This window comes from Yoonia sp. 67-2, assembly GCF_035117555.1.
Lineage (GTDB): Bacteria > Pseudomonadota > Alphaproteobacteria > Rhodobacterales > Rhodobacteraceae > Yoonia.
The window spans coordinates 81,136-103,644 of sequence record NZ_JAYKPK010000006.1 but is presented as its reverse complement, the minus strand read 5'-3'; the positions used below and the strand labels follow the sequence as shown (position 1 = coordinate 103,644).

The following is a 22,509-nucleotide window of genomic DNA, read 5'->3' as shown; positions in this document are numbered from 1 at the left end:
TCGTGATGCGGCGGGTCAGGAAACATCCTAAGACACGGCATGTCATATATTTTCAGCGTCATCTCGCCCGAATTATTCGCTTTCGCCTGTTTGGTCACCTTGCTTGGCGGGTTTGTCAAAGGGGCGGTAGGCTTTGCCATGCCGCTGATCATGGTGTCGGGGATGGGGATTGCCATCGCACCCGAGCTGATCATCGCGGGCATCGTCCTGCCGATTGTGGTCAGCAATATCTGGCAGGTCGGGCGCGCCGGTATGGGACAGGCGCGCGAGGCTTTGATCGAACATTGGCGTTATATCGTGATGGTCTGCGTGATGATTCTGGTCTCGGCCCAGTTTTTGCGCCAGATTCCAACCGATACGTTGTTCATCGTTTTGGGCGTCCCGGTGGTGATCCTGTGCCTGATCCAGATCGCGGGCTGGCGTCCGGTGATTCCGCCGCATTTGCGCCGTGTGGTGGAATGGGTGGCGGGGATCGCCTCGGGCATTCTGGGCGGTTTGACCGGCACTTGGGGGCCGCCGACGGTGCTCTATCTGCTGGCGGTTGGCACGCCGCGCGACCGGCAGATGTCGGTGCAGGGGGTGATCTATGGGCTGGGGTCGGTGATGCTGTTCATGGGGCATCTGCAATCGGGCGTGCTGAATGCGCAGACTTGGCCATTTTCAGCGGCGCTGGTGGTGCCGGGCCTGCTGGGCATGTGGTTGGGGTTCAAACTGGGGGATCGGTTCGATGCTGACAGGTTCCGCAAAGTGACCCTGTGGGTGCTGGTGATCGCTGGGATCAATCTGGTTCGTCGCGGGCTGATGGGCTGATGGTTGCCATCCGTGCTGCAGCTACCGACACAACGCGGTAGCTGCATGGCGCGGGGTGACATGCCCCACCCAGCTTTTTAGCCAATTGCGGCTGCTTTCACATCTTCATCGATGAACGGCACATATTTCGCGAAATTATCGCTGAACATGCCCACCAGCTTGGCTGCCTGCGCGTCATAGGCCGCAGGATCAGACCATGTGGAGCGCGGGTTCAACAGGCCCGAATCCAGCCCATCGACGGCCACCGGCACTTCAAAGCCAAAGTTCGGGTCCTTGCGGAAGGTGCTTTCGATCAAGGTCCCGTCCAATGCTGCGGCCAGCAAGGCGCGCGTCGCCTTGATCGGCATCCGCGATCCTGTGCCATAGGCGCCGCCGGTCCAGCCGGTGTTGACCAGCCAGCAAGTGGCGCCGTGGCTTGCGATCTTCGACCGCAGCAGATTGCCGTAAACCTCTGGACGGCGCGGCATGAACGGCGCGCCGAAACAGGTGCTGAAGGTCGGTTCGGGTTCAGTCACGCCACGTTCGGTCCCGGCGACCTTGGAGGTAAAGCCGGACAGGAAGTGATACATCGCCTGCGCGGGGGTCAGCCGCGCGATGGGGGGCAACACGCCGAAGGCATCGCAGGTCAGCATGATGATATTCTTCGGATGCCCGCCCAGAGCCGTGTCCGAGGCATTGGCGATGTAGTTCAGCGGATAGGCGCAGCGCATATTGGCGGTCAGGCTGTCATCCTCGAAATCCAGCTCGAAGGTTTCGGGGTCGAACACCATGTTCTCGATCACCGTATGCGGCTTGAAACAGGTGGCGTAGATATCGGGTTCAGCCTCGGCGCTCAGGTTGATCGTCTTGGCGTAACAGCCACCTTCGAAATTGAAGGTGCCACGATCCGACCAGCCATGTTCATCATCGCCGATCAGGACACGGCTTGGGTCAGCCGACAGGGTCGTCTTGCCGGTGCCGGACAGGCCAAAGAACACCGCGGTATCGACCGGATTGCCCGGCGCGTGGTTGGCGCTGCAATGCATCGGCATGATGCCTTTCTCGGGCAGCAGGTAATTGAGCAGGGTGAACACGGATTTCTTGTTCTCGCCTGCGTATTCGGTGCCGCCGATCAGGATCAGCTTTTTGTCAAAATTCAGGGCGATCACGGTTTCGGTCCGGCAACCATGTCTGGCCGGAACGGCCTTGAAGGTCGGGCAGTTGATGATGGTGAATTCAGGCGAGAAACCGGCCAGCTCTGCCGCATCGGGACGGCGCAGCAGGTGACGGATGAACAGCCCGTGCCAAGCCAGTTCTGTCACCACACGCACATCCAGGCGATGTGCCGGGTCGGCCCCACCGAACAGATCCTGCACATGGTAGGTGCCGCCCTGCATATGGGCCAGCATATCAGCGTAAAGCACGTCAAAGGCAGAAGGTGTCATCGGGGCGTTATTGTCCCACCAGATTTTGTCTTCGACAGATGGCGTACGGACGACGAATTTATCCTTGGGTGACCGGCCGGTATGTTTGCCGGTGGTGACAAGCAGGCTGCCGCCCTTGCCGGTGACGCCTTCACCAGCCGCGATGGCCGCATCATGCAATTCGGATTCAGAGCTGTTGTAATACACATAACCCAGCCCTGTGATGCCTTGATCGTCAAGTTTCATCTGCGGGTTGACCGTTCCGTGGTCCATGGGTTCGCTCCTTTTTGAATTGGCCAGATTGGCCAGCGATAATGATCCTTAGCATCAAGCTTTCCGCCGCCGATAGTGCGGTTTACAGGCGTTAGCGCAACCAAATGCATGTTAGCGCAATCAAGGGGGTCGCTTTTGCCTGTGCTGCTGGCAGGATAGTATTCAGACCCGCCTAAAGGCATAATGCCTTACTCAACCTTTTGGGGATTGATTCGGATACCCGGAACGGGGAAACTGCATCAGTTACCGCCAAATTTATTCGACGTATGAGGATAAGCCGTTCATGGCACGAATTGCACTTGTAGATGACGACCGGAACATCCTGGCTTCTGTTTCAATGACGTTGGAAGCCGAAGGGTTCGAGGTGGAAACCTATAGCGACGGGCAAAGTGCGCTGGATGCATTCAACAAGCGGATGCCTGACCTTGCCGTTCTTGATATCAAGATGCCCCGTATGGACGGGATGGATCTGCTGCAACGTCTCAGGCAGAAAACCAAGATACCGATCATCTTTCTGACCTCCAAAGATGATGAAATTGACGAGGTTCTGGGCCTGCGGATGGGTGCGGATGATTATGTCAAAAAGTCATTCTCGCAGCGGTTGCTGGTTGAACGGATCCGTGCCCTGCTGCGCAGACAAGATGCCATCAATGGCGAAAAAATTGAAGAGACCGAAGACACCAAGATCATGGTGCGCGGTGAGTTGACGATGGACCCGCTGCGGCATGCCGTGAAATGGAAAGGCCAGGACATTTCTTTGACTGTGACAGAGTTTTTGCTGTTACAGGCTTTGGCGCAGCGTCCGGGCTTTGTGAAAAGCCGTGACCAGTTGATGGATGTGGCCTATGACGATCAGGTCTATGTCGATGACCGCACCATTGACAGCCACATCAAACGTCTGCGCAAAAAGATGCGGCAGGCTGATGATGCGTTTTCAGCAATTGAGACACTTTATGGTATTGGGTATCGTTATAACGAAGATTAAGGCATGACGCCTGCACATGATATCGACGTGCGTGATCTGAAATCGGTCCGCAAGGCCGTGCAATCACCTGATGTCGTCTTGGGCGAAGACTGGATCGGGTTGGATGGCGTCAGCGACCGGCCCGTCAGGCGGCGTGGGCTTTTTGCGCTGCGCAAATCGCCCATCGCGCGCAAGATTGTGACATTCAACCTGATCGCGATGATCCTGATGATCGCGGGGCTGTTGTTTTTAAGTTCGTCACGCGACGGTCTGGCCTATCAGCGCGCCAATAGCCTGATTAGCGAAGCTCAACTGATCGCCGATGTATTTGAGGCGCAATTGCCGGCGCAGCCCCCGGTCAACCTCGCGACTGCAGATGGGATCGACCCCGCGGCGATGCTGTCACGACTGACATTAAGCGGCGGCATCGAAGTGTCGGTCTACGCGCCTGATGCGACTTTGGTTGCCCGCACAACGGGTACGCTGACCCAGAGCGAGATTGCCGATCTTGAAGCGCAGATCGGACGCACAATCATGATCGATTTTCTGGGCGCGATCAGCACCCGCGTTGCGGATCTGTTTCAGCTGGAACCGGCACAAGCCGTCGATCAGACCCTGTCGTCGATGTCGCCAACTGCTGTGGCACAGGCCATGCAGACCGGCACTTTTCTGGACGTCCATGACATTGCAGGCAATACGATCTTTACCGCCGCGACGCCGATCATCCATAATAACGCCGCAATCGGTGTGATCGCTGTCGCCACTGCCGCTGGCGAAGTCGACAGCTTTGTGCGTCGCGCGCGCGAAGATGTGTTGCGCCTGTTCGTGGTGGGCCTTGCTGTCAGCATCGGGCTTAGTCTGGTTCTCGCGTCTACCGTGGCGAACCCGCTGGCCGATCTTGCCCATGCCGCGGAGGCCAGTCATCAGAAAAACGCGCGCAAGATGTCGCCTGTCAGGGTCCGTATCCCTGACCTGACCGCGCGCCCCGATGAGATCGGCAGGCTGTCGGGGGCGTTGCGCGGGATGGTGTCGGCCCTGTCCGAGCGGATTGAGAGCAACGAACAATTCGCCGCCGATGTCGCGCATGAGATCAAGAACCCTTTGGCGTCGCTGCGCTCTGCCGTGGGGTCGCTGCGGGTGGCGCAGCGCGAAGACCACCGTAGCCGCATGTTGGAGATTATCGAACATGACGTCAGGCGGCTGGACCGGCTGGTCACCGATATCTCTAATGCATCACGACTGGACAGCGAATTGGTCAAAGAGGTCGAAGAAACCTTTGATCTGAATACCACTTTGCGTAATATCGTGGATTATCTGGGCAAGGATGCAGCCCAGCAGGGCATCGATTTCATCGCCGATGTGCCGGATGCGCCGATCATGATCCAGGGGCTGGAAGGACGGTTGGCGCAGGTCTTTGTTAATCTGATCACCAATGCGATCTCTTTTTGCGAAGACGGTGATTCGATCCGGGTCTGGAGCAGGACCCGCGAAAACCGCGTGCTGGTCGTGGTCGAAGACACCGGACCCGGTATCCCGGAAAGTGCTCTCAAGAAAATCTTTCAGCGGTTTTATTCCGAACGGCCCGCCGGGCAATTCGGGAATAACTCCGGGCTTGGTCTTGCGATCTCGAAGCAGATTGTCGAGGCACATGGCGGTGTGATCTGGGCAGAAAACATCCGCCCGACAGATGCAGACCCGACATCGGAACCGGCAGGGGCAAGGTTTGTCGTTGGCCTGCCCTTGTAAAGGATGAACATGCCCGATGCCCAGACCCTGCACGGCACCTGCGTGGCATGGGGTGATGATGCGGCGCTGATCATCGGCGCATCCGGGCGCGGGAAATCGGCACTGGCCTTGCAACTGATGGCGCTGGGCTGTGTGCTGGTCGCCGATGACCGGGTGATCGTGCAAGCTGATGGTGCGCGCCTGCGGGCCTCTTGCCCCCCTACCATCGTCGGGCTGATCGAGGCTTGGGGTGCTGGTATCCTGCGGGCACCGCCGCGGGCGCAGGCCCATATTGCGCTGGTCGTCGATTTGGACCATGACACAACAGGCCGCATGCCCGACCGTCGCCTGACCCGGGTCGCGGGCTGCGACATTCCCTTGATTAACCGGATCTCGGGGCCACATTTCGCTGCAACGATCCTGCAGATCCTCAAATCCGGCTGGAGCGACCGATGATTGATGAATCCCGCAGCTTTCCGATGATTGTGCTGGTGACCGGCCCGTCCGGTGCCGGACGGTCCACGGCGATCAATGCGCTGGAAGATCTGGGATATGAGGTGATCGACAACCTGCCCTTGTCCTTGCTGCCACGCCTGCTTGACGGGCCGCCGCCCGCCCGGCCCTTGGCGTTGGGGCTGGACGTGCGCAATCGCGATTTTGGCACTGATGCGCTGATCGCGATCATTGATCAGCTCGCTGCGCGCAGCGATCTGGACATGCAGGTGCTGTATCTGGATGCCGCAGAAGAAGAACTGGTCAAACGCTATTCCGAAACCCGCAGGCGGCACCCGCTCGCACCTGCCGGCCCGCCATTGTCGGGCATTGCGCGCGAACGTGAGCTTTTGGTGCCGGTGCGCAGCCGCGCCGATGTGCTGATCGACACCACGGGCCTGTCACCGCATGACCTGCGTGCCGAGGTAGACAGGTGGTTCGCTACGCCGGACGGGCGTAATCTGGGTGTGACTGTACATTCATTTTCCTATAAACGCGGTTTGCCGCGCGGGCTTGATATCGTCATTGACTGCCGTTTCCTGCGCAATCCGCATTGGGATGAATCCTTGCGCGGCATGGACGGGCGCGACGCCGCTGTCGTGGCCTATGTCGCGGCTGACCCGCGATTCGCGGATTTCTTTGACCGGGTGAAAGCCTTGATCGATCTGGTGCTGCCTGCGCATAAGGACGAAGGCAAAAGCCATCTGTCGATCGGTTTTGGCTGTACCGGCGGGCAACATCGTTCCGTCACAATGGCCGAACGCATGGCAGAAGCCCTTGCGAAGGACGGCTGGCATGTGTCTAAACGTCACCGAGAGATGGAACGACGCGACACATTGGCCAGCAAGGAAAGACAGGCTTGATCGGAATTGTCATCGTAGCCCATGGTGGTTTGGCGCAGGAATATCTTTCTGCTGTTGAGCATGTCGTCGGCCATCAGCCTGGTATGGTCAGCGTGGCCATCGGGCCAGAGGATGACCGCGCCCTGAAACAGGCTGAAATCTGCGATGCCGCCGATGCCGTCGATACCGGGGCAGGGGTGATCATCGTGACCGATATGTTTGGTGGATCGCCGTCCAACCTGTCCTTGCGCGCCTGCAGCCCGGCGAACCGGAAGATCCTTTACGGGGCCAATCTGCCGATGCTGATCAAGCTCGCGAAATCGCGCAGACGCTCTGTCCCCGATGCGGCAGAGGCTGCGATTGCCGCCGCACATAAATATATCAACAGCCACAATGGCGGCCCGGCCCAATGACCACAGCACAGCTGAAGATCGAAAATATCAAGGGTCTGCATGCCCGCGCCTCTGCCAAACTGGTTGAGGTGGTGGAAAGTTTTGACGCCGAAGCGACCGTGCGCAAAGATGGCGAAACGGCCAGTGGCGATAGCATCATGGGGCTTTTGATGTTGGCAGCTTCCATCGGGACCTTTATCGAGGTGGAAACCCGCGGCCCGGACGCGGAAAAACTGCTGGCCGCAATTACGGCGCTTGTGGCGGATAAATTTGGTGAAGGTGACTGACCTTCCGCATGGATCTGACAGGGACGATCTTTTGACCAAGGAAAGCCCGATCATCACCCCCGTTGCCAGCAGCCCGACCGGGCCTGCACCGCGACTCTACGACAGGCGGAGCCTGACCTATTCCAACACATTCGACAGTCGCGGTCGCCGTGCCTTGATCAAGGCGGTGGAATGGATGACCGGCAAGGTCACGATCATCCGCATGATCCGCAAATTCGAAGCCAAAGGCAAACAATCCGGCCAGCAATTCTGGCGCGGCGCACTTGATGTGATGGGGATCGACCTGCTGACGCCCCAGGACCAGCTTGATCATATCCCGCGCCAAGGCCCTGTTGTGCTGGTGGCAAATCATCCGCATGGGCTGGTCGACGGGATCATTCTGGCAGAACTCATTGGCCGGGTGCGTCCCGATTACCGGATCCTGACCCGCGCTTTTCTGACCGGGATTGATGAGGAAGCCTCGCAATATCTGATTCCCGTACCGTTTCCGCATCAGGCGGATGCGCAGGGCCGCATGGTGGAAATGCGGCGCGCCGCGATGGATCATCTCAAACAGGATGGGCTGATCGCGCTGTTTCCCTCGGGCGTCGTCGCCTCCTCGCCCAGCCTGTTCAGCCCGGCAGAAGAGGCGGAATGGAACGTCTTTACCTCCAAGATGATCCGCACCTCGGGCGCGCAGGTGGTACCGCTGTTCTTTCCGGGATCAAATTCGCGCTGGTATCATATCGCCAACCGCCTGTCTGCGACCCTGCGGCAAAGCCTGCTGATCTACGAAATCGTGCGCGCCTGCGGCAAACCGCATAAACCCGTGATCGGCCCGACCTTTGCGCAAAGCGAAATCAAGGCACGCCTATCGGAACCCCGCGCCTTCATGGCCTGGCTGCGGGCCGAGACGCTCGCCCTCAAAAACCGGCCATAGCCGCATCGTCAGAGCTTAAATATCCCCGCCGGAGGCATAGAATCGTTCAGCGCGTGGGCACCGGCTGATCGCCACGGTAATCATAAAACCCGCGCTTGGTCTTGCGACCCAGCCAGCCCGCCTCGACATATTTCGTGAGCAGCGGGCAGGGCCGGTATTTGGTATCCGCCAGCCCGTCATGCAGCACGTTCATGATCGCCAGACAGGTATCCAGCCCGATGAAATCGGCCAGTTCCAGCGGCCCCATCGGATGATTGGCACCCAGTTTCAGCGATGTATCGATGGATTGCACTGACCCCACACCTTCATACAGCGTATAAATCGCCTCGTTGATCATCGGCATCAGGATGCGGTTGACGATGAAGCCGGGGAAATCCTCTGACGCGGTGCTGGTCTTGCCTAATTTGCCCACGACCTCTTCGCAGGCGCGGAAGGTCGGTTCATCGGTGGCGATGCCGCGGATCAATTCGACCAATTGCATGATCGGCACTGGGTTCATGAAATGAAAGCCCATAAAACGTTCGGGCCGGTCAGTCCGCGATGCCAGCCGCGTGATCGAGATCGAGGATGTGTTCGATGTCAGGATCGTATCGGGCTTCAGATGCGGCACAAGGTCTTCGAAGATCGCCGCCTTGATCGTTTCGCGTTCAGTCGCGGCTTCGATGATCAGATCGGTGCGGCCCAGATCGGTCAACGTCTGGGTTGAGCTGATCCGGCGCATCGCTTCGGCCTTGGTCTCGGCCGTGATGATCTCGCGGCTGACCTGCCGTTCCAGATTCCGGTCGATCTGGGCCAGGGCGGCGGCCAAAGCATCGGCGCTGATGTCGGTCATCAGCACATCATATCCCGCCACGGCAAAGACATGGGCAATCCCGTTGCCCATCTGTCCCGCACCCACAATGCCCACACGTTCGATTGCCATCGCTTTTCCCTCAGCTTTTCAGCTGCACCATAGGCCCTAGGGTGGGCCATCTTCAAGCCGGACAGTTCCTGCAAATTTGAATGAAAGGCGATCATTAGCGATTTGGCAAAACTATTGCACGAATCTGTCCGGCGATGGGTGAAAACGCGGGGGCGTGTATGCGACAGGAACTGATTGATCCGGGGAATTTGTATTACCCGCCTTGTCGCTATGGTGCGTCGCGGATGTTCTTTCGCGGGCCGGGCAGGACATTGGACCGGCCTTATATTGTCTTTATCGGCGGGACGGAAACCTATGGCAAATATATCGAGGCACCGTTTCCCATGCTGGTCGAGGCGGCCTTGGACCGGCCGTGCGTTAATCTGGGCTGCGTGAATGGCGGGATTGATGCTTTCGTCCATGATCCCGTGATCATGGACCTGTGTCATGCGGCAGAGCTGACAATCGTGCAGATCATGGGGGCAAATCATCTGTCGAACCGGCTTTATACCGTGCATCCTCGCCGAAATGATCGGTTCCTGCGACCAATGCCGATGTTGCAGGCCTTGTACCCCGAGGTTGATTTTACCGAATTCGCCTTTACCCGCCACCTGCTTGGGGCGTTGCACGCGATCTCACCCGTTCGGTTCGAAATTATCGTGCAGACTCTGCGTGAGGCTTGGGTGAACAAGATGCAGCGGATGCTGACCCGGATCGGGCGGCAGAGTCTGTTGTTGTGGTTTTCGGCAGATCCGTTGAGCGACGCAGATTGGTCGGCGCGACCAAACCATCTGCAAACCGATCCTTTGTTCATTACCGCCGCCATGATTGACCGGCTGCACCCCCTGGTCAGATCTTTGGTCGTGGTCACCCCTTCGCCTGCGGCTTTGGCGCAGGGCAGTGCAGGCATGCGGGTGCCGCCATCGCAACAGGGTGTCGCTGCGGGTATGTTGGGTGTCCGGTGCCACGAAGAAGCAGCCACTGCCCTGATCCGCAATTTGCAAGACCTCTGAGCGGCTGCTGATATGGCGCTACAGGGCTGGCTGGCGGTCCTGCGTCAGCCGCGTCGCCATGGCAAAGGCAAAAGGCGTGACCCCCATCCCAAAGACAAATGCGATGGGCCAGGCGGTCAACATCTGGAGCGGCCAGGCGGCCAGCCATTCCATGCTGAACCCCATATGGATCAGGGACATGGTCCCCGACATCAAGGTGGCCATCAGGAAGGTGATGATGATCTGGGCGGTGATCAGTGTTTTCTTAGGCATAATTTCAGTCCGATAAAGGGACGGGCCGGGGCCATATCGGACTCACCAGCACCGACCCGGGTTAAGGTCGATGCCGTGGGGCTGCGCATCTGGCGCAATGCGATCTTTGCGATGCAAAGGACCGGAATAACCAACCAGCCTGAAATCTTTTCGGCACGGAGGCGATACAAGAGGCAGGTGGTTTTGGCAAGACGCAGATGGGGATGCAGATGCTAGGCTGCGATAGAAATCCGTTTCTTGGCGTTTTCCACGACCAGCCGCCCAGATGATGCACCTGACGTTTTCTTTTTGACGACAATGTCGATATCGCGCCCAAGCTTCAGAAGCATCGTCATAATTCGGTCTGCGGTGATGCCGGCCAGCTTGCCGTTCACGATGTTTGATACGTGGGATTGCGGGATATTCAGAATTTCTCCCGCTTCGCGTTGGGTAAGGTGACGATGTTTGATGATCGAAGCAACCTGAATGGCGAGCGCTGCTTTCAAGCTCAGCTCTTCGGGGTTGTCCAGTCCCAGATCTGCGAAAACATTGCCTGATCCATCTATGATATGCTCAGTCATTCTGTTGGCCTTTTCTCGTAATCTTCTTGCGCAAGTTTGATCCTTGATCTGATCAAGACGATGTCTTGGGTCGGGGTTTTGATGCCCTTCTTTGACTTTTTCTGAAAGGCATGGAGGACATAAACACATCCCTTCAGACGAAGAAGGTAGACGCAGCGGTAGGTGTCACCATCATGGTCATCAACAATCTCCAGAACGCCAGTTCCGAAACCCTTTAGCGGTTTTGCGCAACCGACCTTGCTGCCCGCTTGTGCGTACATCAATGCCGTCCCGATGTGTTCTTTCACCTTCGCCGGGAAATGCTGGAGGTCTTTCTTGGCACTTCCTACCCAGCGACATGGTTTCAGTTCCATCTTGTGCCTGAAGTTATACTCATTCATGTATATCCGTCAAGCTGGGCGCTTGCCGCATATGGATCTACCGCACAAAGATGAAGAAAGCCTGAACCGGAAAGGACACAAAGCACAGATCTGGCCTGCGTGACGACTTCAAACGCAAAAGGGGCCAGCAATTGCCAGCCCCCCTTGCACTATCTCACGCGGATCACAGCTTGTCGGTCAATTCCGGCAGCGCCTCGAACAGATCGGCGACCAGACCGTAATCGGCGACCTGAAAGATCGGCGCTTCTTCGTCCTTGTTGATCGCCACGATGATCTTGCTGTCCTTCATCCCGGCCAGATGCTGGATCGCACCGGAAATACCGACCGCGACGTAAAGATCGGGGGCGACCACCTTGCCGGTCTGGCCGACCTGCCAGTCGTTCGGCGCATAGCCGCTGTCGACGGCGGCGCGCGAGGCACCGACTGCGGCACCGAGCTTATCCGCCAGCTTTTCGATCATGGCAAAATTCTCTTCCGAGCCGACGCCACGCCCACCGGACACAACAACGCCTGCCGATGTCAGCTCTGGCCGGTCAGAGGCCGCGACCTTGTCTTCGACCCATTCCGACAGGCCGGGGTTGCCAGCGGCATCGATGTTTTTCACCGCAGCCGAACCGCCCATTGCGGCAGCATCGAACCCGGCGGTGCGGATCGTCATGACCTTGGTCGCGTCAGAAGATTTGACGGTCTGGATCGCGTTGCCCGCATAGATCGGGCGTTCAAACGTGTCGGCATCGACGATCCCGGTCACTTCGGAGATCACCATCACGTCGAGCAGGGCCGCAACACGCGGCATCACGTTTTTCGCATCCGTGGTGCCGGGCGCTGCGATATGGCTGTAATCCCCTGCCAGCGACACAATCAGATCGGCGGTGGGTTCGGCCAACCGATGCCCCAGCGCCGCATCCTCGGCGCAAAGCACGCGCGCGACCCCGTCGATCGTCGCCGCTTCATCAGCGGCGGCCTTGGCAGAGGCACCGGCGCAAAGCACGGTCACATCGCCAAGCAATTTCACGGCCATCACGGCCTTGGCCGTCGCATCGACCGACAGAACGCCACCGGTGACTTCACCAATCAACAGAACAGCCATTACACAGCCCCCGCTTCTTTGAGTTTCGCGACCAGCTCATCCACCGATTTCACGATGATGCCCGCCTTGCGGGTGCCGGGTTCGACGGTTTTCACAACGCTCAGGCGCGGGGTGATGTCGACGCCGTAATCGGCAGGTGTCTTTTCATCCAAAGGCTTTTTCTTGGCCTTCATGATATTGGGCAAGGACGCATAGCGCGGTTCATTCAGGCGCAGATCGACGCTGATGATGGTCGGCATCTTGACCTTGATGGTCTGCAAACCGCCGTCAACCTCACGCGTGACTGTCGCATGGTCGCCGTCAATGTTGACTTCGGACGCAAAGGTCGCCTGCGACCAGCCCAGCAGCGCCGACAGCATCTGGCCGGTGGCGTTCATATCATTGTCGATGGCTTGCTTGCCGCAGATCACCAAACCGGGGTTTTCTTCCTTCACGACAGCGGCGAGGATTTTCGCGACGGCCAAAGGTTCGATATCCTGATGCACGTCATCCGTGGCGATGACCAGAATGGCGCGGTCAGCGCCCATGGCCAAAGCGGTGCGCAGCGTTTCTTGCGCCTGTTTGACGCCGATGGAGACCGCAACAACCTCTTCGACTTTGCCCGCTTCGCGCAGGCGGATCGCTTCTTCGACGGCGATTTCGTCGAAAGGGTTCATGGACATTTTGACATTGGCAAGATCGACACCGGAACCATCCGCTTTGACGCGGACCTTCACGTTATAGTCGATCACGCGCTTGACAGGTACGAGCACCTTCATCTGCGTTTCTCCCATAGAAATTGATCATGTGGTCTGGTGACGTTGTTAACGGCTCGCCGCCGTCAACAATAGTGCAAAATCGACGCGGGGACGCGACGTTCTTGACGCGCACGTCAAGTAAGGCACCCGTCTTCAGCGGTTCGCCCCCGGAACCCAGAGCACATCCGCCTTGCCGTCATCGTTGGCGATACGCGAGGCCTGAAAGAACCAGTCTGACAGCCGGTTGAGGTATTTCGCCGCTGCCGGATTGACCGCCTCGACCCCGGCCAGTTCAACCGTCAGCCGTTCAGCGCGGCGCGACACCGTGCGGCAAAGATGCAGATGCGCGGCCAGCGCCGACCCGCCCGGCAGCACGAAACTGCGCAAAGGTGCGACCTTGCCGGTCATTGCATCGATCTGGGATTCCAGCCGCGCGACCTGCGTGTCCGACATCCGCAAGACTTTATAGCCAGCCTCGCCGTCCTTCTCCATATCGGGACGGCATAGATCAGCGCCCAGATCGAACAGATCATTCTGGATCATCGCCAGATGGGCATCCATCTCGCCCGTCGCATGCAACCGCGCCATGCCGACTGTGGCGTTGGTTTCATCCACCGTGCCATAGGCATTCACCCGCAGCGCATATTTCGCGACCCGGTCGCCATTGCCCAAGGCAGTTTCGCCCGCATCGCCAGTTTTCGTATAGATCTTGTTCAGCACCACCATCGGTTCAGCTCCCTTGTCCGCGCAGATAAACGAAAAGCACGATCAGGATCACCGCCACGAATTGCGCCCCGATCCGCCAGCGCATGATCTTGTTGGCGTTCTTGCGGTAAAATTCGCCGCCTTTACCAAAAGACCCGATGCCCAGCATCAAAATTCCCAGCACCAGCAGCACTGCGACGGCGACCAGCCAGAAAAGGGGATCGTTGCCCATTCGTCTTATCCTTCAACCATGTCATCGCGAACTAGCGCCGCGCGCCTTGATAGCAAACCCCTACCCGCGCAGCAGCACCGCATCAAGCAGCCGCGTCGGCAGGACCCGGCGCATGAACCCCGCCAGATAGGTGGGCCGGGTGACGTAATAGCGCGGCTTGGGGTTGGGTACGGTCAGCGCGTGCAGCAGTTTTGCCGTCACCGCAGCGGGCGGCAGTTCAAACCGGTCCGGCCCGCTGGCGGTGTAAAGCCGCGACAGCACTTTGGCATATTCATCGGCGCGGGCAGAGGCTTTCCAGTCAATCCAGCGTTCAAAATGCGGGATCGCGTTCTGGCGGATATCGGATGTGATCGGCCCGGGTTCGATCAGGATCACCTTGATCCCCGTCCCGGTCATTTCCAGCCGCAGCACATCCGTCAGCCCTTCCAGCGCGAATTTGCTGGCGGTGTAGGCACCGCGCCATTTGATGCCGACCAACCCCAGAACCGACGAACAATTCACGATCCGCCCATGCCCCTGCGCCCGCATCACCGGAATCACAGCGCGGGTCAGCGCATGATAGCCGAAAAAATTCGTCTCGAAGATCGCGCGCAGCGCCTCGACCGGCAGATCCTCGACCGCGCCGGGCAGAGCGAACGCGCCGTTGTTATATAGCGCATCCAAAGTGCCACCCGTGGTCGCCAGCACTTCGGCCAGACCTTCCACGATGCTGTCTGCATCGGTGTAGTCAATCCGGGGGCTGTCGAACCCTTCCGCCTGCAACCGCGCGCAATCCTCTGCCTTGCGGCAGGAGGCAAACACCCGCCAGCCCGCCGCGCGCAATCCCTGCGCCGCATCATAGCCGATGCCCGAGGATGCGCCGGTAATCAGGATGGTTTTCTGTCTCATGGCGCAGCTTTGCCGAAACCCCGCGCAAAGGGCAAGCAGCGCCATCGGTTCATTTCCACGCTTTACGGCTGAAATGCGGATCGCTACACCGCAGCCCATGGATGATGATAACGACAGCGCCCTTGGCCCCAATGATGTAACCGAATCTTTGCGCAGCGCGATCGGCGATCGCTATCTGACCTATGCTTTGTCGACGATCATGCACCGTGCGCTGCCCGATGCGCGCGACGGGCTGAAACCTGTCCACCGGCGCATCCTTTACGCGATGTCGCGACTGCGGCTGTCGCCCACGGGCGGTTTCCTGAAATCTGCCAAGATCAGCGGCGACACGATGGGGGACTTCCACCCGCACGGCGACGCTGCGATCTATGATGCGATGGCGCGCTTGGCGCAGGATTTCAACGTCCGCTATCCGCTGGTCGACGGGCAGGGCAATTTCGGCAATATCGACGGCGATAACCCGGCTGCCAGCCGCTATACAGAGGCACGGATGACCGCCGCCGCCGAGGCGTTGCTGGAAGGTCTGTCCGAAGATTCCGTCGATTTCCGGGACAATTACGATGGCCGCCTGACTGAACCGTCGGTCCTGCCTGCCAGTTTCCCCAACCTGCTCGCCAACGGCTCCAGCGGCATCGCCGTCGGCATGGCCACGAACATTCCGCCGCATAGCCTGCACGAATTGATCGACGCCTGCCTGCATCTGATCAAATCGCCGGGGGCAGCGGATGACAGCCTGCTGAACCATATCCTTGGCCCTGATTTTCCCACCGGCGGCGTGATCGTCGAACCACCCGAAAACATGGCCGAGGCGTATCGCACCGGTCGCGGCTCCTTCCGCCTACGCGCCAAATGGGAGATTGAGGATCTGGGCCGCGGTCAATGGCAGATTGTGGTCACAGAGATCCCCTATCAGGTCCAGAAATCGAAACTGATCGAAAAACTGGCCGAGGTCATCCAGACCAAAAAGGTCCCGCTGCTCGCCGATGTGCGCGACGAATCCGCCGAAGACGTCCGCGTCGTGCTGGAACCGCGCGCGAAAACAGTGGACCCTGATATGCTGATGGGCATGTTGTTCCGCAATTCCGATCTGGAAATCCGGTTCAGCATGAACATGAACGTGCTGATCGACGGGCTGACACCCAAGGTCTGTTCGCTGAAAGAAGTCCTGCGCGCCTTCCTCGACCACCGGCGCGAGGTGCTTTTGCGCCGCAGCCGCTATCGTCTGGGTAAGATCGACCATCGGCTTGAGGTTCTTGAAGGTTTCATCATCGCCTTCCTGCATCTGGACCGGGTGATCGACATTATCCGTTACGACGACGACCCGAAATCTGCCCTGATGGCCGAGGATTGGGCGCATCCGCATACCCGCGCGACATCGGAAAAGGATTACAAAGGCCCCACGGCGACCGACCCCGAAATCGCCCTGACGGAAGTGCAGGCCGAGGCGATCCTGAACATGCGCCTGCGGTCCTTGCGGCGTCTGGAAGAGCTCGAACTGATTGCCGAACGCGACGGTCTGGCGGCAGAGCGCGCAGAGATCGAGGCTTTGCTGGCCGAGGAATCCCTGCAATGGGCGCGGACCGCCGAAGAATTGCGCGAAACCCGCAAGATTTTCGGCAAAACCAGCCCCGGCGGCGCGCGGCGAACCGCTTTCGCGCAAGCGACCGAAGTCCCCGATGTCCCGCTGGAGGCGATGATCGACCGCGAACCGATCACGGTCGTTTGTTCACAAATGGGCTGGGTGCGCGCGATGACCGGGCATATCGATCTGGCCCGCGATCTGAAATTCAAGGATGGCGACGGGCCGCGCTTTACCTTCCATGCCGAAACCACGGATAAATTGCTGGTCTTCGGCGCGAACGGGCGGTTCTACACCGTCTCTGCCGCCAATCTGCCCGGCGGGCGCGGCATGGGTGAACCTTTGCGCCTGATGATCGACCTGCCGAACGAGGCTGAAATCGTCGATATCCTGATCCACAAACCCGGCGCGAAGATCCTGCTCGCCTCATCGGACGGGAATGGTTTCGTAGTGCCGGAAGATGAGGTCGTGGCCCAGACCCGCGCCGGAAAACAGGTGCTGAACTTGGGTAGCAGCAAGGCAATGGTCTGCAAACGCATCGCAGGTGATCATGTCGCCGTGGTCGGCGAAAACCGCAAAGTGCTGGTCTTCCCGCTGGATGAACTGCCAGAGATGACCCGCGGCAAAGGCGTGCGCCTGCAGAAATACAAAGACGGCGGGCTGTCCGATGCGACGACCTTTACGTTGGCAAACGGGCTTAGCTGGCTCGATCCGGCAGGCCGCACCCGCACCCAGAATGATCTTGACGAATGGATCAGCAAGCGCGCCACCGCAGGCCGGATGGCCCCACGCGGATTTCCGCGCGACAACCGCTTCTCCTGACATCGTCAGAGTATAAGTATCCCCGCCGGAGGCATAAAAGTCGAAACCACCCTCTCCCCTTGGCATTGCCCTTGATTTCCCGCGCAAGAGGCAATAATTGGCCCGCGATGGTGCAACGGGCCGCCGCCCTCTGGCGGGGTTTTTCCCGCCGCCCCAAACATCAAGTTGAAGGAGCCAGACCATGGCAAAGGCAAAGTTTGAACGCAACAAGCCGCACGTCAACATCGGCACGATTGGCCACGTTGACCACGGCAAAACCACATTGACCGCAGCGATCACCAAATATTTCGGTGATTTCAAAGCCTATGATCAGATCGACGGCGCGCCTGAAGAAAAGGCACGTGGCATCACCATTTCGACCGCCCACGTCGAATACGAATCCGAGAGCCGTCACTACGCCCACGTCGACTGCCCCGGCCACGCTGACTATGTCAAAAACATGATCACCGGTGCTGCCCAGATGGACGGCGCGATCCTGGTCGTGAACGCTGCTGACGGCCCGATGCCCCAGACACGCGAGCATATCCTGCTCGGCCGTCAGGTCGGCATCCCGTACATGGTCGTCTACATGAACAAAGTTGACCAAGTGGATGACGAAGAACTGCTCGAACTGGTCGAGATGGAAATCCGCGAACTGCTGTCCAAATACGACTATCCAGGCGATGACATCCCCGTCATCCCCGGTTCGGCCCTGCATGCGATGAACGGCACCGAGCCTGCCATCGGTGAAGAATCGATCCGCAAGCTTATCGCCGCTGTCGACGAATATATCCCGACACCAGCACGCGCAGTTGACCTGCCGTTCCTGATGCCAATCGAGGACGTGTTCTCGATCTCTGGCCGCGGCACAGTTGTGACCGGTCGTGTGGAACGCGGTGTGATCAACGTCGGCGACGAAATCGAAATCGTCGGTATCCGCGACACCAAGAAAACCATCTGTACCGGCGTGGAAATGTTCCGCAAATTGCTGGACAGCGGTCAGGCTGGCGACAACATCGGTGCGCTGCTGCGCGGTGTGGATCGTGAAGGCGTCGAGCGCGGTCAGGTTCTGTGCAAGCCCGGTTCGGTCAAGCCACACACCAAATTCGAAGCAGAAGCCTATATTCTGACCAAGGAAGAAGGCGGCCGTCACACACCGTTCTTCGCAAACTACCGCCCGCAGTTCTACTTCCGCACAACGGATGTGACCGGGACTGTGGTTCTGCCTGAAGGTACGGAAATGGTGATGCCCGGCGACAACCTGAAGTTCGAAGTCGAGCTGATCGCGCCAATCGCGATGGAAGACGGCCTGCGCTTCGCGATCCGCGAAGGCGGCCGGACCGTCGGCGCCGGTGTTGTGTCGAAAATCCTGCTGTAAACGGTTGGGTGCGTCTTGACGCACCCAACGCCAGACGAAAGGCCGCTCCTTTGGGGGCGGCCTTTTGCGCTTCGTACATCCAAAGCTTCGGCGCATCGATGTCAGCTACATGCCGACCACCAATCCAGATCTCCGTTGTACCTTGCTTGAAAGCTGGCATTCATTGGTCATGATTTTACGCAAACCAACCACGTCAGATGCCTCTAGCATTGCCGCGATTTCGATTGAGGTATGGATCGGCACCTATCTTAAACGCGGTGTAAATGCCTTTTTTGCGGATTATGCGCTGTCGGAATTTACGCCATCCAAGATCGAGAAGCTCATACCTGATCCCGATCAGTTCATCCTTGTTTCTGAAAATGCAGAGGGGATAGACGGATTCATACGGTTGTCCTCTGCGAGCAAGGCACCCGTGCCCGGCTGTTCAGAAATGGAGATTTCGACATTTTACGTTCAGCCGCGTCATCATGGAAAGGGCATCGGCAAACGTCTGTTGGATGCAGAGCTCCAACATTGTCGTGAAAAAGGAATCGAGTCTGTCTGGCTCACGACCAATGCTGAAAATGACCCAGCAATAGCCTTCTATCTCGCGCGGGGGTTTGAACAGGTTGGAGAGACCCATTTCCGTATCGGAGACCAAGGTTATCTAAATAACGTATATTCATATCGCTTGTGATGATGCTTCTTTAATGACGGTAGCGGCGGGACGGTTCCTCTGGCGCTGTTTTTTCACTTGGGGACTTTTCTGACGCTGCATCCTCATCTATGTCAGCTATAGCTAAGGGAGGTACCAATGGATCATCCGCTGTTCTGAAACTGACATCGTTCCAGCACAAAGGTATCCTATGCCCTTCCCAGACCCCAAGACCCGCAATCCATTGCGCCTGCCCGATGGCGCTGCCCATGCAGGCACTGTGTTTTTATCCGCCGTCATCGACCATCCGCGTATCAGCATCGGTGACTATACCTATGCCAGCGCCCATGTTCCGCCCGAGGATTGGGCGGCCCGGCTCGCGCCCTATCTCTACGATTTCTCGCCCGAGATGTTGCGTATCGGCAAGTTCTGCCAGATCGCGGATGGCGTGACCTTTATCACCGCCTCGGCCAATCACCGGCATGACGGGTTTTCCAGCTTTCCCTTCATGATCTTTACCGGCGGTGGCCCGGACAGCCCATCCGTCCCTGATCCAGGGCCGGATACGATCATCGGTCATGATGTCTGGATCGGGCAGGGGGCGCGGATCATGCCGGGTGCTGTGATCGGCAATGGCGTGATCGTGGGGGCGGGGGCTGTGGTCAGCGGGACGGTGCCCGATTATACCATTGTCGCGGGCAACCCCGCCCGGGTGATCCGGCGGCGCTTTGCACCTCACATCATCGCCGCACTGACCAGGATTGCTTGGTGGGATTGGGACATTGATCGGATCGCAGCAAATGAAGCCGCCATTGTCGGTGCGGATCTGGCCGCGCTGGAAAGCGCTGCCAAGGCTGGTCGGGACTGACTGAATCCGGTCCTTCACCCCGCAGCATGCGGTCGTTCTTACCGCAAAAATACGCCTTCATCCTGCGGGGGATTCTGCCATTTTCTGCAAGATAGCATATTTTATATAACCTATTGATAATGCGCTGAATATCAGGAGATTGCCAATTGGCAACTTTTCCTGGCCCTGCCGTCTGAAAGCGTTTCTACCGCGCGATCAGCGCATCGGCGCGTGCGGTGGTGGCGTCCATGAACAGGCGCAGATCCTCGCGCAAAGTCTCGCGCGCGGCATCGGGTAATTTCCGAGGAACATCGCCATCAAACCGCGCAAAAACCACCGCGCCGCGTCCGAACAAGCGCGGCACCAGCATCCGGTCCCAGGAGTTCAGCCGCCGCCCGCGTGTCGTCGCAAAAGCATAGCAGAACACCGGCGCGCCGGTGACCCGCGCCCATTCCAGCGGCGCATCCTTGACCACCAGCGCAGGCCCCAGCGGGCCATCGCCGGTCAGCCCGATGCTGACGCCGTCGCGCACGCGCTTCAGCACGATGCGCGACGCCGCCAGATTGCCCGTCTTGCGCGACATCTGCATCGATTGCAGGCCGACACGCCGTTGCAGGGCCCCCGACACCCGCCCGATGGGCGAGGCGTCGTAAAGGCTCGACAGCGGCCCATCCGCCACAGGCCAATGCAGCGCACCCATGACCGACCTTTCGTGCCACATGATCAGCAACACCGGCCCTTTGGCCAAGGCGGCGCGCAGATCATCCAAGCCATCGACCTGCCAGCAGGTCGTGCGGTTGCACAAGGCCAGATAGGCCCCCGCCAGCCAGGCGAGCCACGATGCCAGCCGTTGAGAATGTTCAATCCGTCTGCGCAGGGACAATATATTGGCCTTTTGGTCGGGGTCTTACGGCCTGTTTCAACATTTCTGGTGTTGAACACAAGTCTGCGGCACCTTCGCTCTTGATCAGCAGGGCTTTTGCGACTAATCCGACACTCGGCCTTAGGGGTATAGCTCAGTTGGTAGAGCGACGGTCTCCAAAACCGTAGGTCTGGAGTTCGAGTCTCCATGCCCCTGCCACTTTTTACCATCATTGCAGATGACGCGTGAGAATGCGAAATTTGGTGTCTTCCGAGGGGGAGAGCCAATAGCATGTCATCCGCGGCATATTGCAACAAATGCCCGTTGCCGGGCCAGCTTTGATGGATATCGATACCGGACGATTACATCATCAGAACTGGATCATTTTGTCAGCGCCCGCGACAGCACAGGCGGGCTGTCCTGAGCCGCCGGACGAGGCAATCCCGTCCGGTAGTGAGTTCAAGACAGGCAGTCGCCCATCAGACCTTGCAGGTCTGGACGACACCGGGCAGTTTGCTCCATTCCGCATACCAGGCGCGGAACTGGGTCAGTTGCGCCTCGGCCCAGCCTTGCTGGCTGGGGGTCAGCGCGTCGGTGGCGTTGAAATGCAGGCTGTATTCCGCATCACCCTGCAGCACCATCATGTGTTTGTAATACAGCACCAGATCGGTGCCTTCGTCCCAGGATGACAGCACGTCCAGCGCTTCGCCCAATTCGCGCGCGCGCGTGCGGGCCTCGGGGTTGCCGGTGGCGGCAAGCTTGGCCAGCGCGACGAAGTGCAGCACTTCTTTGGGGATCACATTGCCGATGCCGGTGATCGTGCCGCTGGCACCGCATTTGACATAGCCGTGGTAAACGCCGGTATCGACGCCGGCCATCAGGATCACGCCGTCATCGGCGCTGGTGATATGTTCGGCGGCATAGGTCATCGCGGCGGCACCGCCGAATTCCTTGAAACCGATCAGATTGGGATGCGCGGCGCGCAAAGCAAAGAACAGATCAGCCTTGGTTTCATAGCCATAATAAGGGCTGTTATAGATCACGGCAGGCAGATCGGGGGCGGCGGCAAGGACTGCCTCGAAATGGTTGCGCTGCGCGATGGCCGAAGCACCGCGCGACAAGACCCGCGGGATCACCATAAGGCCAGCGGCACCGACCTCTTGCGCATGGGCGGCATGGGCGACGGCGAGGGATGAATTGACCGCGCCGGTGCCGACGATGACCGGAATGCCCGCCTGCACGAGCCGCGCGACACCCTCCATCCGCTGCGCATCGGTGAGCAGGGGCCAGTCGCCCATCGAGCCGCAATAGACGACACCGGACATGCCAGTATCCATCAATTGCCCCGCCTTGCGCACCAGCGCATCAAAGTCAGGGGTGCGATCCGCCTTGCAGGGCGTCATGAGCGCCGGAATGACGCCGTTGAATACCTTCGTGTCCATGAAAACTCCTTATGATCCATTGCGGCAATACGGCACGCAAGCGCCGATTCCTGATCAGATCATAAAGATTGCATTTTATTTGTCGACATAAATTATGCGGG

General features: G+C 58.8%; 25 protein-coding genes and 1 tRNA gene. 14 read left to right on the top strand and 12 right to left on the bottom strand.

All coding sequences use genetic code 11. From position 1 onward, the window contains the following. The first annotated feature begins 39 nt into the window (after positions 1 to 39). A complete protein-coding gene (locus VOY09_RS11455; RefSeq protein WP_322894944.1) occupies positions 40 to 810 on the top strand; it encodes a sulfite exporter TauE/SafE family protein in 771 nt (256 codons plus the stop codon). Positions 811 to 887: 77 nt separating this feature from the next. On the opposite strand, the gene VOY09_RS11450 is transcribed toward VOY09_RS11455, so the two are convergent. Further along, positions 888 to 2,486, bottom strand: a complete 1,599-nt coding sequence (locus VOY09_RS11450) for a phosphoenolpyruvate carboxykinase (RefSeq protein WP_322894943.1) — start codon at positions 2,484 to 2,486, stop codon at positions 888 to 890. Positions 2,487 to 2,769: 283 nt separating this feature from the next. Here VOY09_RS11450 and VOY09_RS11445 point away from each other — a divergent pair, with 283 nt between their 5' ends. From VOY09_RS11445 to VOY09_RS11415, 7 genes are read left to right on the top strand one after another with little or no spacing between them, the layout of a single operon-like run. Continuing rightward, complete coding sequence (locus VOY09_RS11445) at positions 2,770 to 3,471, top strand: response regulator transcription factor (protein ID WP_322894942.1); 702 nt, start codon at positions 2,770 to 2,772, stop codon at positions 3,469 to 3,471. A gap of 3 nt (positions 3,472 to 3,474) precedes the next feature. Beyond that, complete coding sequence (locus VOY09_RS11440; protein ID WP_322894941.1) at positions 3,475 to 5,196, top strand: sensor histidine kinase; 1,722 nt, start codon at positions 3,475 to 3,477, stop codon at positions 5,194 to 5,196. A 9-nt stretch (positions 5,197 to 5,205) separates the two neighbouring features. Then, complete coding sequence (locus VOY09_RS11435; protein WP_322894940.1) at positions 5,206 to 5,631, top strand: HPr kinase/phosphatase C-terminal domain-containing protein; 426 nt, start codon at positions 5,206 to 5,208, stop codon at positions 5,629 to 5,631. After that, positions 5,628 to 6,530 carry an RNase adapter RapZ gene (gene rapZ / locus VOY09_RS11430; RefSeq protein ID WP_322894939.1) on the top strand — a complete coding sequence of 301 codons (903 nt, stop codon included), beginning with the start codon at positions 5,628 to 5,630 and terminating at the stop codon, positions 6,528 to 6,530. The genes VOY09_RS11435 and rapZ overlap by 4 nt, the downstream gene beginning before the upstream one ends. After that, on the top strand, positions 6,527 to 6,922 hold the full coding sequence (locus tag VOY09_RS11425) for a PTS fructose transporter subunit IIA (protein WP_322894938.1): 396 nt from the start codon (positions 6,527 to 6,529) through the stop codon (positions 6,920 to 6,922). Before rapZ ends, VOY09_RS11425 begins: the two co-directional genes overlap by 4 nt. Further along, positions 6,919 to 7,188, top strand: coding sequence for an HPr family phosphocarrier protein (locus VOY09_RS11420; RefSeq protein WP_322894937.1), 270 nt, complete (start codon positions 6,919 to 6,921; stop codon positions 7,186 to 7,188). Before VOY09_RS11425 ends, VOY09_RS11420 begins: the two co-directional genes overlap by 4 nt. Positions 7,189 to 7,237: 49 nt before the next feature. Next, the gene (locus VOY09_RS11415; protein ID WP_416236761.1) at positions 7,238 to 8,107 is read left to right on the top strand and encodes a lysophospholipid acyltransferase family protein; all 870 of its coding nucleotides are present in this window, start codon (positions 7,238 to 7,240) and stop codon (positions 8,105 to 8,107) included. Positions 8,108 to 8,153: 46 nt separating this feature from the next. Here the strand turns inward: VOY09_RS11415 and VOY09_RS11410 are convergent, their stop codons facing one another. Further along, entirely contained in the window at positions 8,154 to 9,029 is an 876-nt protein-coding gene (locus tag VOY09_RS11410; protein WP_322894936.1) for a 3-hydroxybutyryl-CoA dehydrogenase, read from the bottom strand. A 158-nt stretch (positions 9,030 to 9,187) separates the two neighbouring features. Between VOY09_RS11410 and VOY09_RS11405 the strand changes: the two genes are divergently transcribed. Next, positions 9,188 to 10,021, top strand: a complete 834-nt coding sequence (locus VOY09_RS11405) for a DUF6473 family protein (RefSeq protein WP_322894935.1) — start codon at positions 9,188 to 9,190, stop codon at positions 10,019 to 10,021. A gap of 18 nt (positions 10,022 to 10,039) precedes the next feature. On the opposite strand, the gene VOY09_RS11400 is transcribed toward VOY09_RS11405, so the two are convergent. The 8 genes from VOY09_RS11400 to VOY09_RS11365 all read right to left on the bottom strand — a co-directional run bounded on the left by VOY09_RS11400 (position 10,040) and on the right by VOY09_RS11365 (position 14,865). Continuing rightward, on the bottom strand, positions 10,040 to 10,273 hold the full coding sequence (locus VOY09_RS11400) for a DUF2798 domain-containing protein (RefSeq protein WP_322894934.1): 234 nt from the start codon (positions 10,271 to 10,273) through the stop codon (positions 10,040 to 10,042). A 212-nt stretch (positions 10,274 to 10,485) separates the two neighbouring features. Beyond that, the gene (locus VOY09_RS11395; RefSeq protein ID WP_322894933.1) at positions 10,486 to 10,833 is read right to left on the bottom strand and encodes a helix-turn-helix transcriptional regulator; all 348 of its coding nucleotides are present in this window, start codon (positions 10,831 to 10,833) and stop codon (positions 10,486 to 10,488) included. Further along, entirely contained in the window at positions 10,830 to 11,213 is a 384-nt protein-coding gene (locus tag VOY09_RS11390) for a type II toxin-antitoxin system RelE/ParE family toxin (RefSeq protein ID WP_322894932.1), read from the bottom strand. The genes VOY09_RS11395 and VOY09_RS11390 overlap by 4 nt, the downstream gene beginning before the upstream one ends. 163 nt (positions 11,214 to 11,376) lie before the next feature. Then, positions 11,377 to 12,303, bottom strand: a complete 927-nt coding sequence (locus VOY09_RS11385; protein WP_322894931.1) for an electron transfer flavoprotein subunit alpha/FixB family protein — start codon at positions 12,301 to 12,303, stop codon at positions 11,377 to 11,379. Further along, positions 12,303 to 13,061 carry an electron transfer flavoprotein subunit beta/FixA family protein gene (locus VOY09_RS11380; RefSeq protein ID WP_322894930.1) on the bottom strand — a complete coding sequence of 253 codons (759 nt, stop codon included), beginning with the start codon at positions 13,059 to 13,061 and terminating at the stop codon, positions 12,303 to 12,305. The genes VOY09_RS11385 and VOY09_RS11380 overlap by 1 nt, the downstream gene beginning before the upstream one ends. Before the next feature lie 132 nt (positions 13,062 to 13,193). Further along, positions 13,194 to 13,766 carry a cob(I)yrinic acid a,c-diamide adenosyltransferase gene (locus VOY09_RS11375; protein ID WP_322894929.1) on the bottom strand — a complete coding sequence of 191 codons (573 nt, stop codon included), beginning with the start codon at positions 13,764 to 13,766 and terminating at the stop codon, positions 13,194 to 13,196. A 4-nt stretch (positions 13,767 to 13,770) separates the two neighbouring features. Then, positions 13,771 to 13,977: a twin transmembrane helix small protein gene (locus VOY09_RS11370; RefSeq protein WP_322894928.1), complete on the bottom strand. Its 207-nt coding sequence runs from the start codon at positions 13,975 to 13,977 to the stop codon at positions 13,771 to 13,773. Positions 13,978 to 14,037: 60 nt separating this feature from the next. Further along, positions 14,038 to 14,865, bottom strand: a complete 828-nt coding sequence (locus tag VOY09_RS11365) for an SDR family NAD(P)-dependent oxidoreductase (RefSeq protein ID WP_322894927.1) — start codon at positions 14,863 to 14,865, stop codon at positions 14,038 to 14,040. Between the two features lie 97 nt (positions 14,866 to 14,962). Between VOY09_RS11365 and VOY09_RS11360 the strand changes: the two genes are divergently transcribed. The 4 genes from VOY09_RS11360 (at position 14,963) to VOY09_RS11345 (ending at position 20,125) form a co-directional block, all read left to right on the top strand. Next, on the top strand, positions 14,963 to 17,266 hold the full coding sequence (locus VOY09_RS11360; protein WP_322894926.1) for a DNA topoisomerase IV subunit A: 2,304 nt from the start codon (positions 14,963 to 14,965) through the stop codon (positions 17,264 to 17,266). A gap of 181 nt (positions 17,267 to 17,447) precedes the next feature. Beyond that, on the top strand, positions 17,448 to 18,623 hold the full coding sequence (gene tuf / locus VOY09_RS11355) for an elongation factor Tu (protein WP_323811280.1): 1,176 nt from the start codon (positions 17,448 to 17,450) through the stop codon (positions 18,621 to 18,623). Positions 18,624 to 18,792: 169 nt separating this feature from the next. Further along, positions 18,793 to 19,299 (top strand): GNAT family N-acetyltransferase, encoded by a 507-nt coding sequence (locus VOY09_RS11350; RefSeq protein ID WP_322896072.1) that lies wholly within the window; start codon positions 18,793 to 18,795, stop codon positions 19,297 to 19,299. Between the two features lie 169 nt (positions 19,300 to 19,468). Then, on the top strand, positions 19,469 to 20,125 hold the full coding sequence (locus VOY09_RS11345) for a CatB-related O-acetyltransferase (protein WP_322896068.1): 657 nt from the start codon (positions 19,469 to 19,471) through the stop codon (positions 20,123 to 20,125). Positions 20,126 to 20,309: 184 nt separating this feature from the next. Here VOY09_RS11345 and VOY09_RS11340 read toward each other — a convergent pair whose 3' ends face one another. Continuing rightward, the gene (locus tag VOY09_RS11340) at positions 20,310 to 20,987 is read right to left on the bottom strand and encodes a DUF374 domain-containing protein (protein WP_322896066.1); all 678 of its coding nucleotides are present in this window, start codon (positions 20,985 to 20,987) and stop codon (positions 20,310 to 20,312) included. Positions 20,988 to 21,109: 122 nt separating this feature from the next. Between VOY09_RS11340 and VOY09_RS11335 the strand changes: the two genes are divergently transcribed. After that, a tRNA-Trp gene (locus VOY09_RS11335) sits at positions 21,110 to 21,185 on the top strand. Positions 21,186 to 21,445: 260 nt separating this feature from the next. Here VOY09_RS11335 and VOY09_RS11330 read toward each other — a convergent pair. Further along, positions 21,446 to 22,408, bottom strand: a complete 963-nt coding sequence (locus VOY09_RS11330) for a dihydrodipicolinate synthase family protein (RefSeq protein WP_322896064.1) — start codon at positions 22,406 to 22,408, stop codon at positions 21,446 to 21,448. Positions 22,409 to 22,509: the final 101 nt, after the last annotated feature.

What these genes read in the sequence shown, in the direction of transcription:
- VOY09_RS11455 (WP_322894944.1), top strand. Translation starts at nt 40, where the DNA reads ATGTCATATATTTTCAGCGTCATCTCGCCCGAATTATTCGCTTTCGCC.
- VOY09_RS11450 (WP_322894943.1), bottom strand. Translation starts at nt 2,486, where the DNA reads ATGGACCACGGAACGGTCAACCCGCAGATGAAACTTGACGATCAAGGC.
- VOY09_RS11445 (WP_322894942.1), top strand. Translation starts at nt 2,770, where the DNA reads ATGGCACGAATTGCACTTGTAGATGACGACCGGAACATCCTGGCTTCT.
- VOY09_RS11440 (WP_322894941.1), top strand. Translation starts at nt 3,475, where the DNA reads ATGACGCCTGCACATGATATCGACGTGCGTGATCTGAAATCGGTCCGC.
- VOY09_RS11435 (WP_322894940.1), top strand. Translation starts at nt 5,206, where the DNA reads ATGCCCGATGCCCAGACCCTGCACGGCACCTGCGTGGCATGGGGTGAT.
- rapZ (WP_322894939.1), top strand. Translation starts at nt 5,628, where the DNA reads ATGATTGATGAATCCCGCAGCTTTCCGATGATTGTGCTGGTGACCGGC.
- VOY09_RS11420 (WP_322894937.1), top strand. Translation starts at nt 6,919, where the DNA reads ATGACCACAGCACAGCTGAAGATCGAAAATATCAAGGGTCTGCATGCC.
- VOY09_RS11410 (WP_322894936.1), bottom strand. Translation starts at nt 9,029, where the DNA reads ATGGCAATCGAACGTGTGGGCATTGTGGGTGCGGGACAGATGGGCAAC.
- VOY09_RS11405 (WP_322894935.1), top strand. Translation starts at nt 9,188, where the DNA reads ATGCGACAGGAACTGATTGATCCGGGGAATTTGTATTACCCGCCTTGT.
- VOY09_RS11400 (WP_322894934.1), bottom strand. Translation starts at nt 10,273, where the DNA reads ATGCCTAAGAAAACACTGATCACCGCCCAGATCATCATCACCTTCCTG.
- VOY09_RS11395 (WP_322894933.1), bottom strand. Translation starts at nt 10,833, where the DNA reads ATGACTGAGCATATCATAGATGGATCAGGCAATGTTTTCGCAGATCTG.
- VOY09_RS11390 (WP_322894932.1), bottom strand. Translation starts at nt 11,213, where the DNA reads ATGAATGAGTATAACTTCAGGCACAAGATGGAACTGAAACCATGTCGC.
- VOY09_RS11385 (WP_322894931.1), bottom strand. Translation starts at nt 12,303, where the DNA reads ATGGCTGTTCTGTTGATTGGTGAAGTCACCGGTGGCGTTCTGTCGGTC.
- VOY09_RS11380 (WP_322894930.1), bottom strand. Translation starts at nt 13,061, where the DNA reads ATGAAGGTGCTCGTACCTGTCAAGCGCGTGATCGACTATAACGTGAAG.
- VOY09_RS11375 (WP_322894929.1), bottom strand. Translation starts at nt 13,766, where the DNA reads ATGGTGGTGCTGAACAAGATCTATACGAAAACTGGCGATGCGGGCGAA.
- VOY09_RS11370 (WP_322894928.1), bottom strand. Translation starts at nt 13,977, where the DNA reads ATGGGCAACGATCCCCTTTTCTGGCTGGTCGCCGTCGCAGTGCTGCTG.
- VOY09_RS11365 (WP_322894927.1), bottom strand. Translation starts at nt 14,865, where the DNA reads ATGAGACAGAAAACCATCCTGATTACCGGCGCATCCTCGGGCATCGGC.
- VOY09_RS11360 (WP_322894926.1), top strand. Translation starts at nt 14,963, where the DNA reads ATGGATGATGATAACGACAGCGCCCTTGGCCCCAATGATGTAACCGAA.
- tuf (WP_323811280.1), top strand. Translation starts at nt 17,448, where the DNA reads ATGGCAAAGGCAAAGTTTGAACGCAACAAGCCGCACGTCAACATCGGC.
- VOY09_RS11350 (WP_322896072.1), top strand. Translation starts at nt 18,793, where the DNA reads ATGATTTTACGCAAACCAACCACGTCAGATGCCTCTAGCATTGCCGCG.
- VOY09_RS11345 (WP_322896068.1), top strand. Translation starts at nt 19,469, where the DNA reads ATGCCCTTCCCAGACCCCAAGACCCGCAATCCATTGCGCCTGCCCGAT.
- VOY09_RS11330 (WP_322896064.1), bottom strand. Translation starts at nt 22,408, where the DNA reads ATGGACACGAAGGTATTCAACGGCGTCATTCCGGCGCTCATGACGCCC.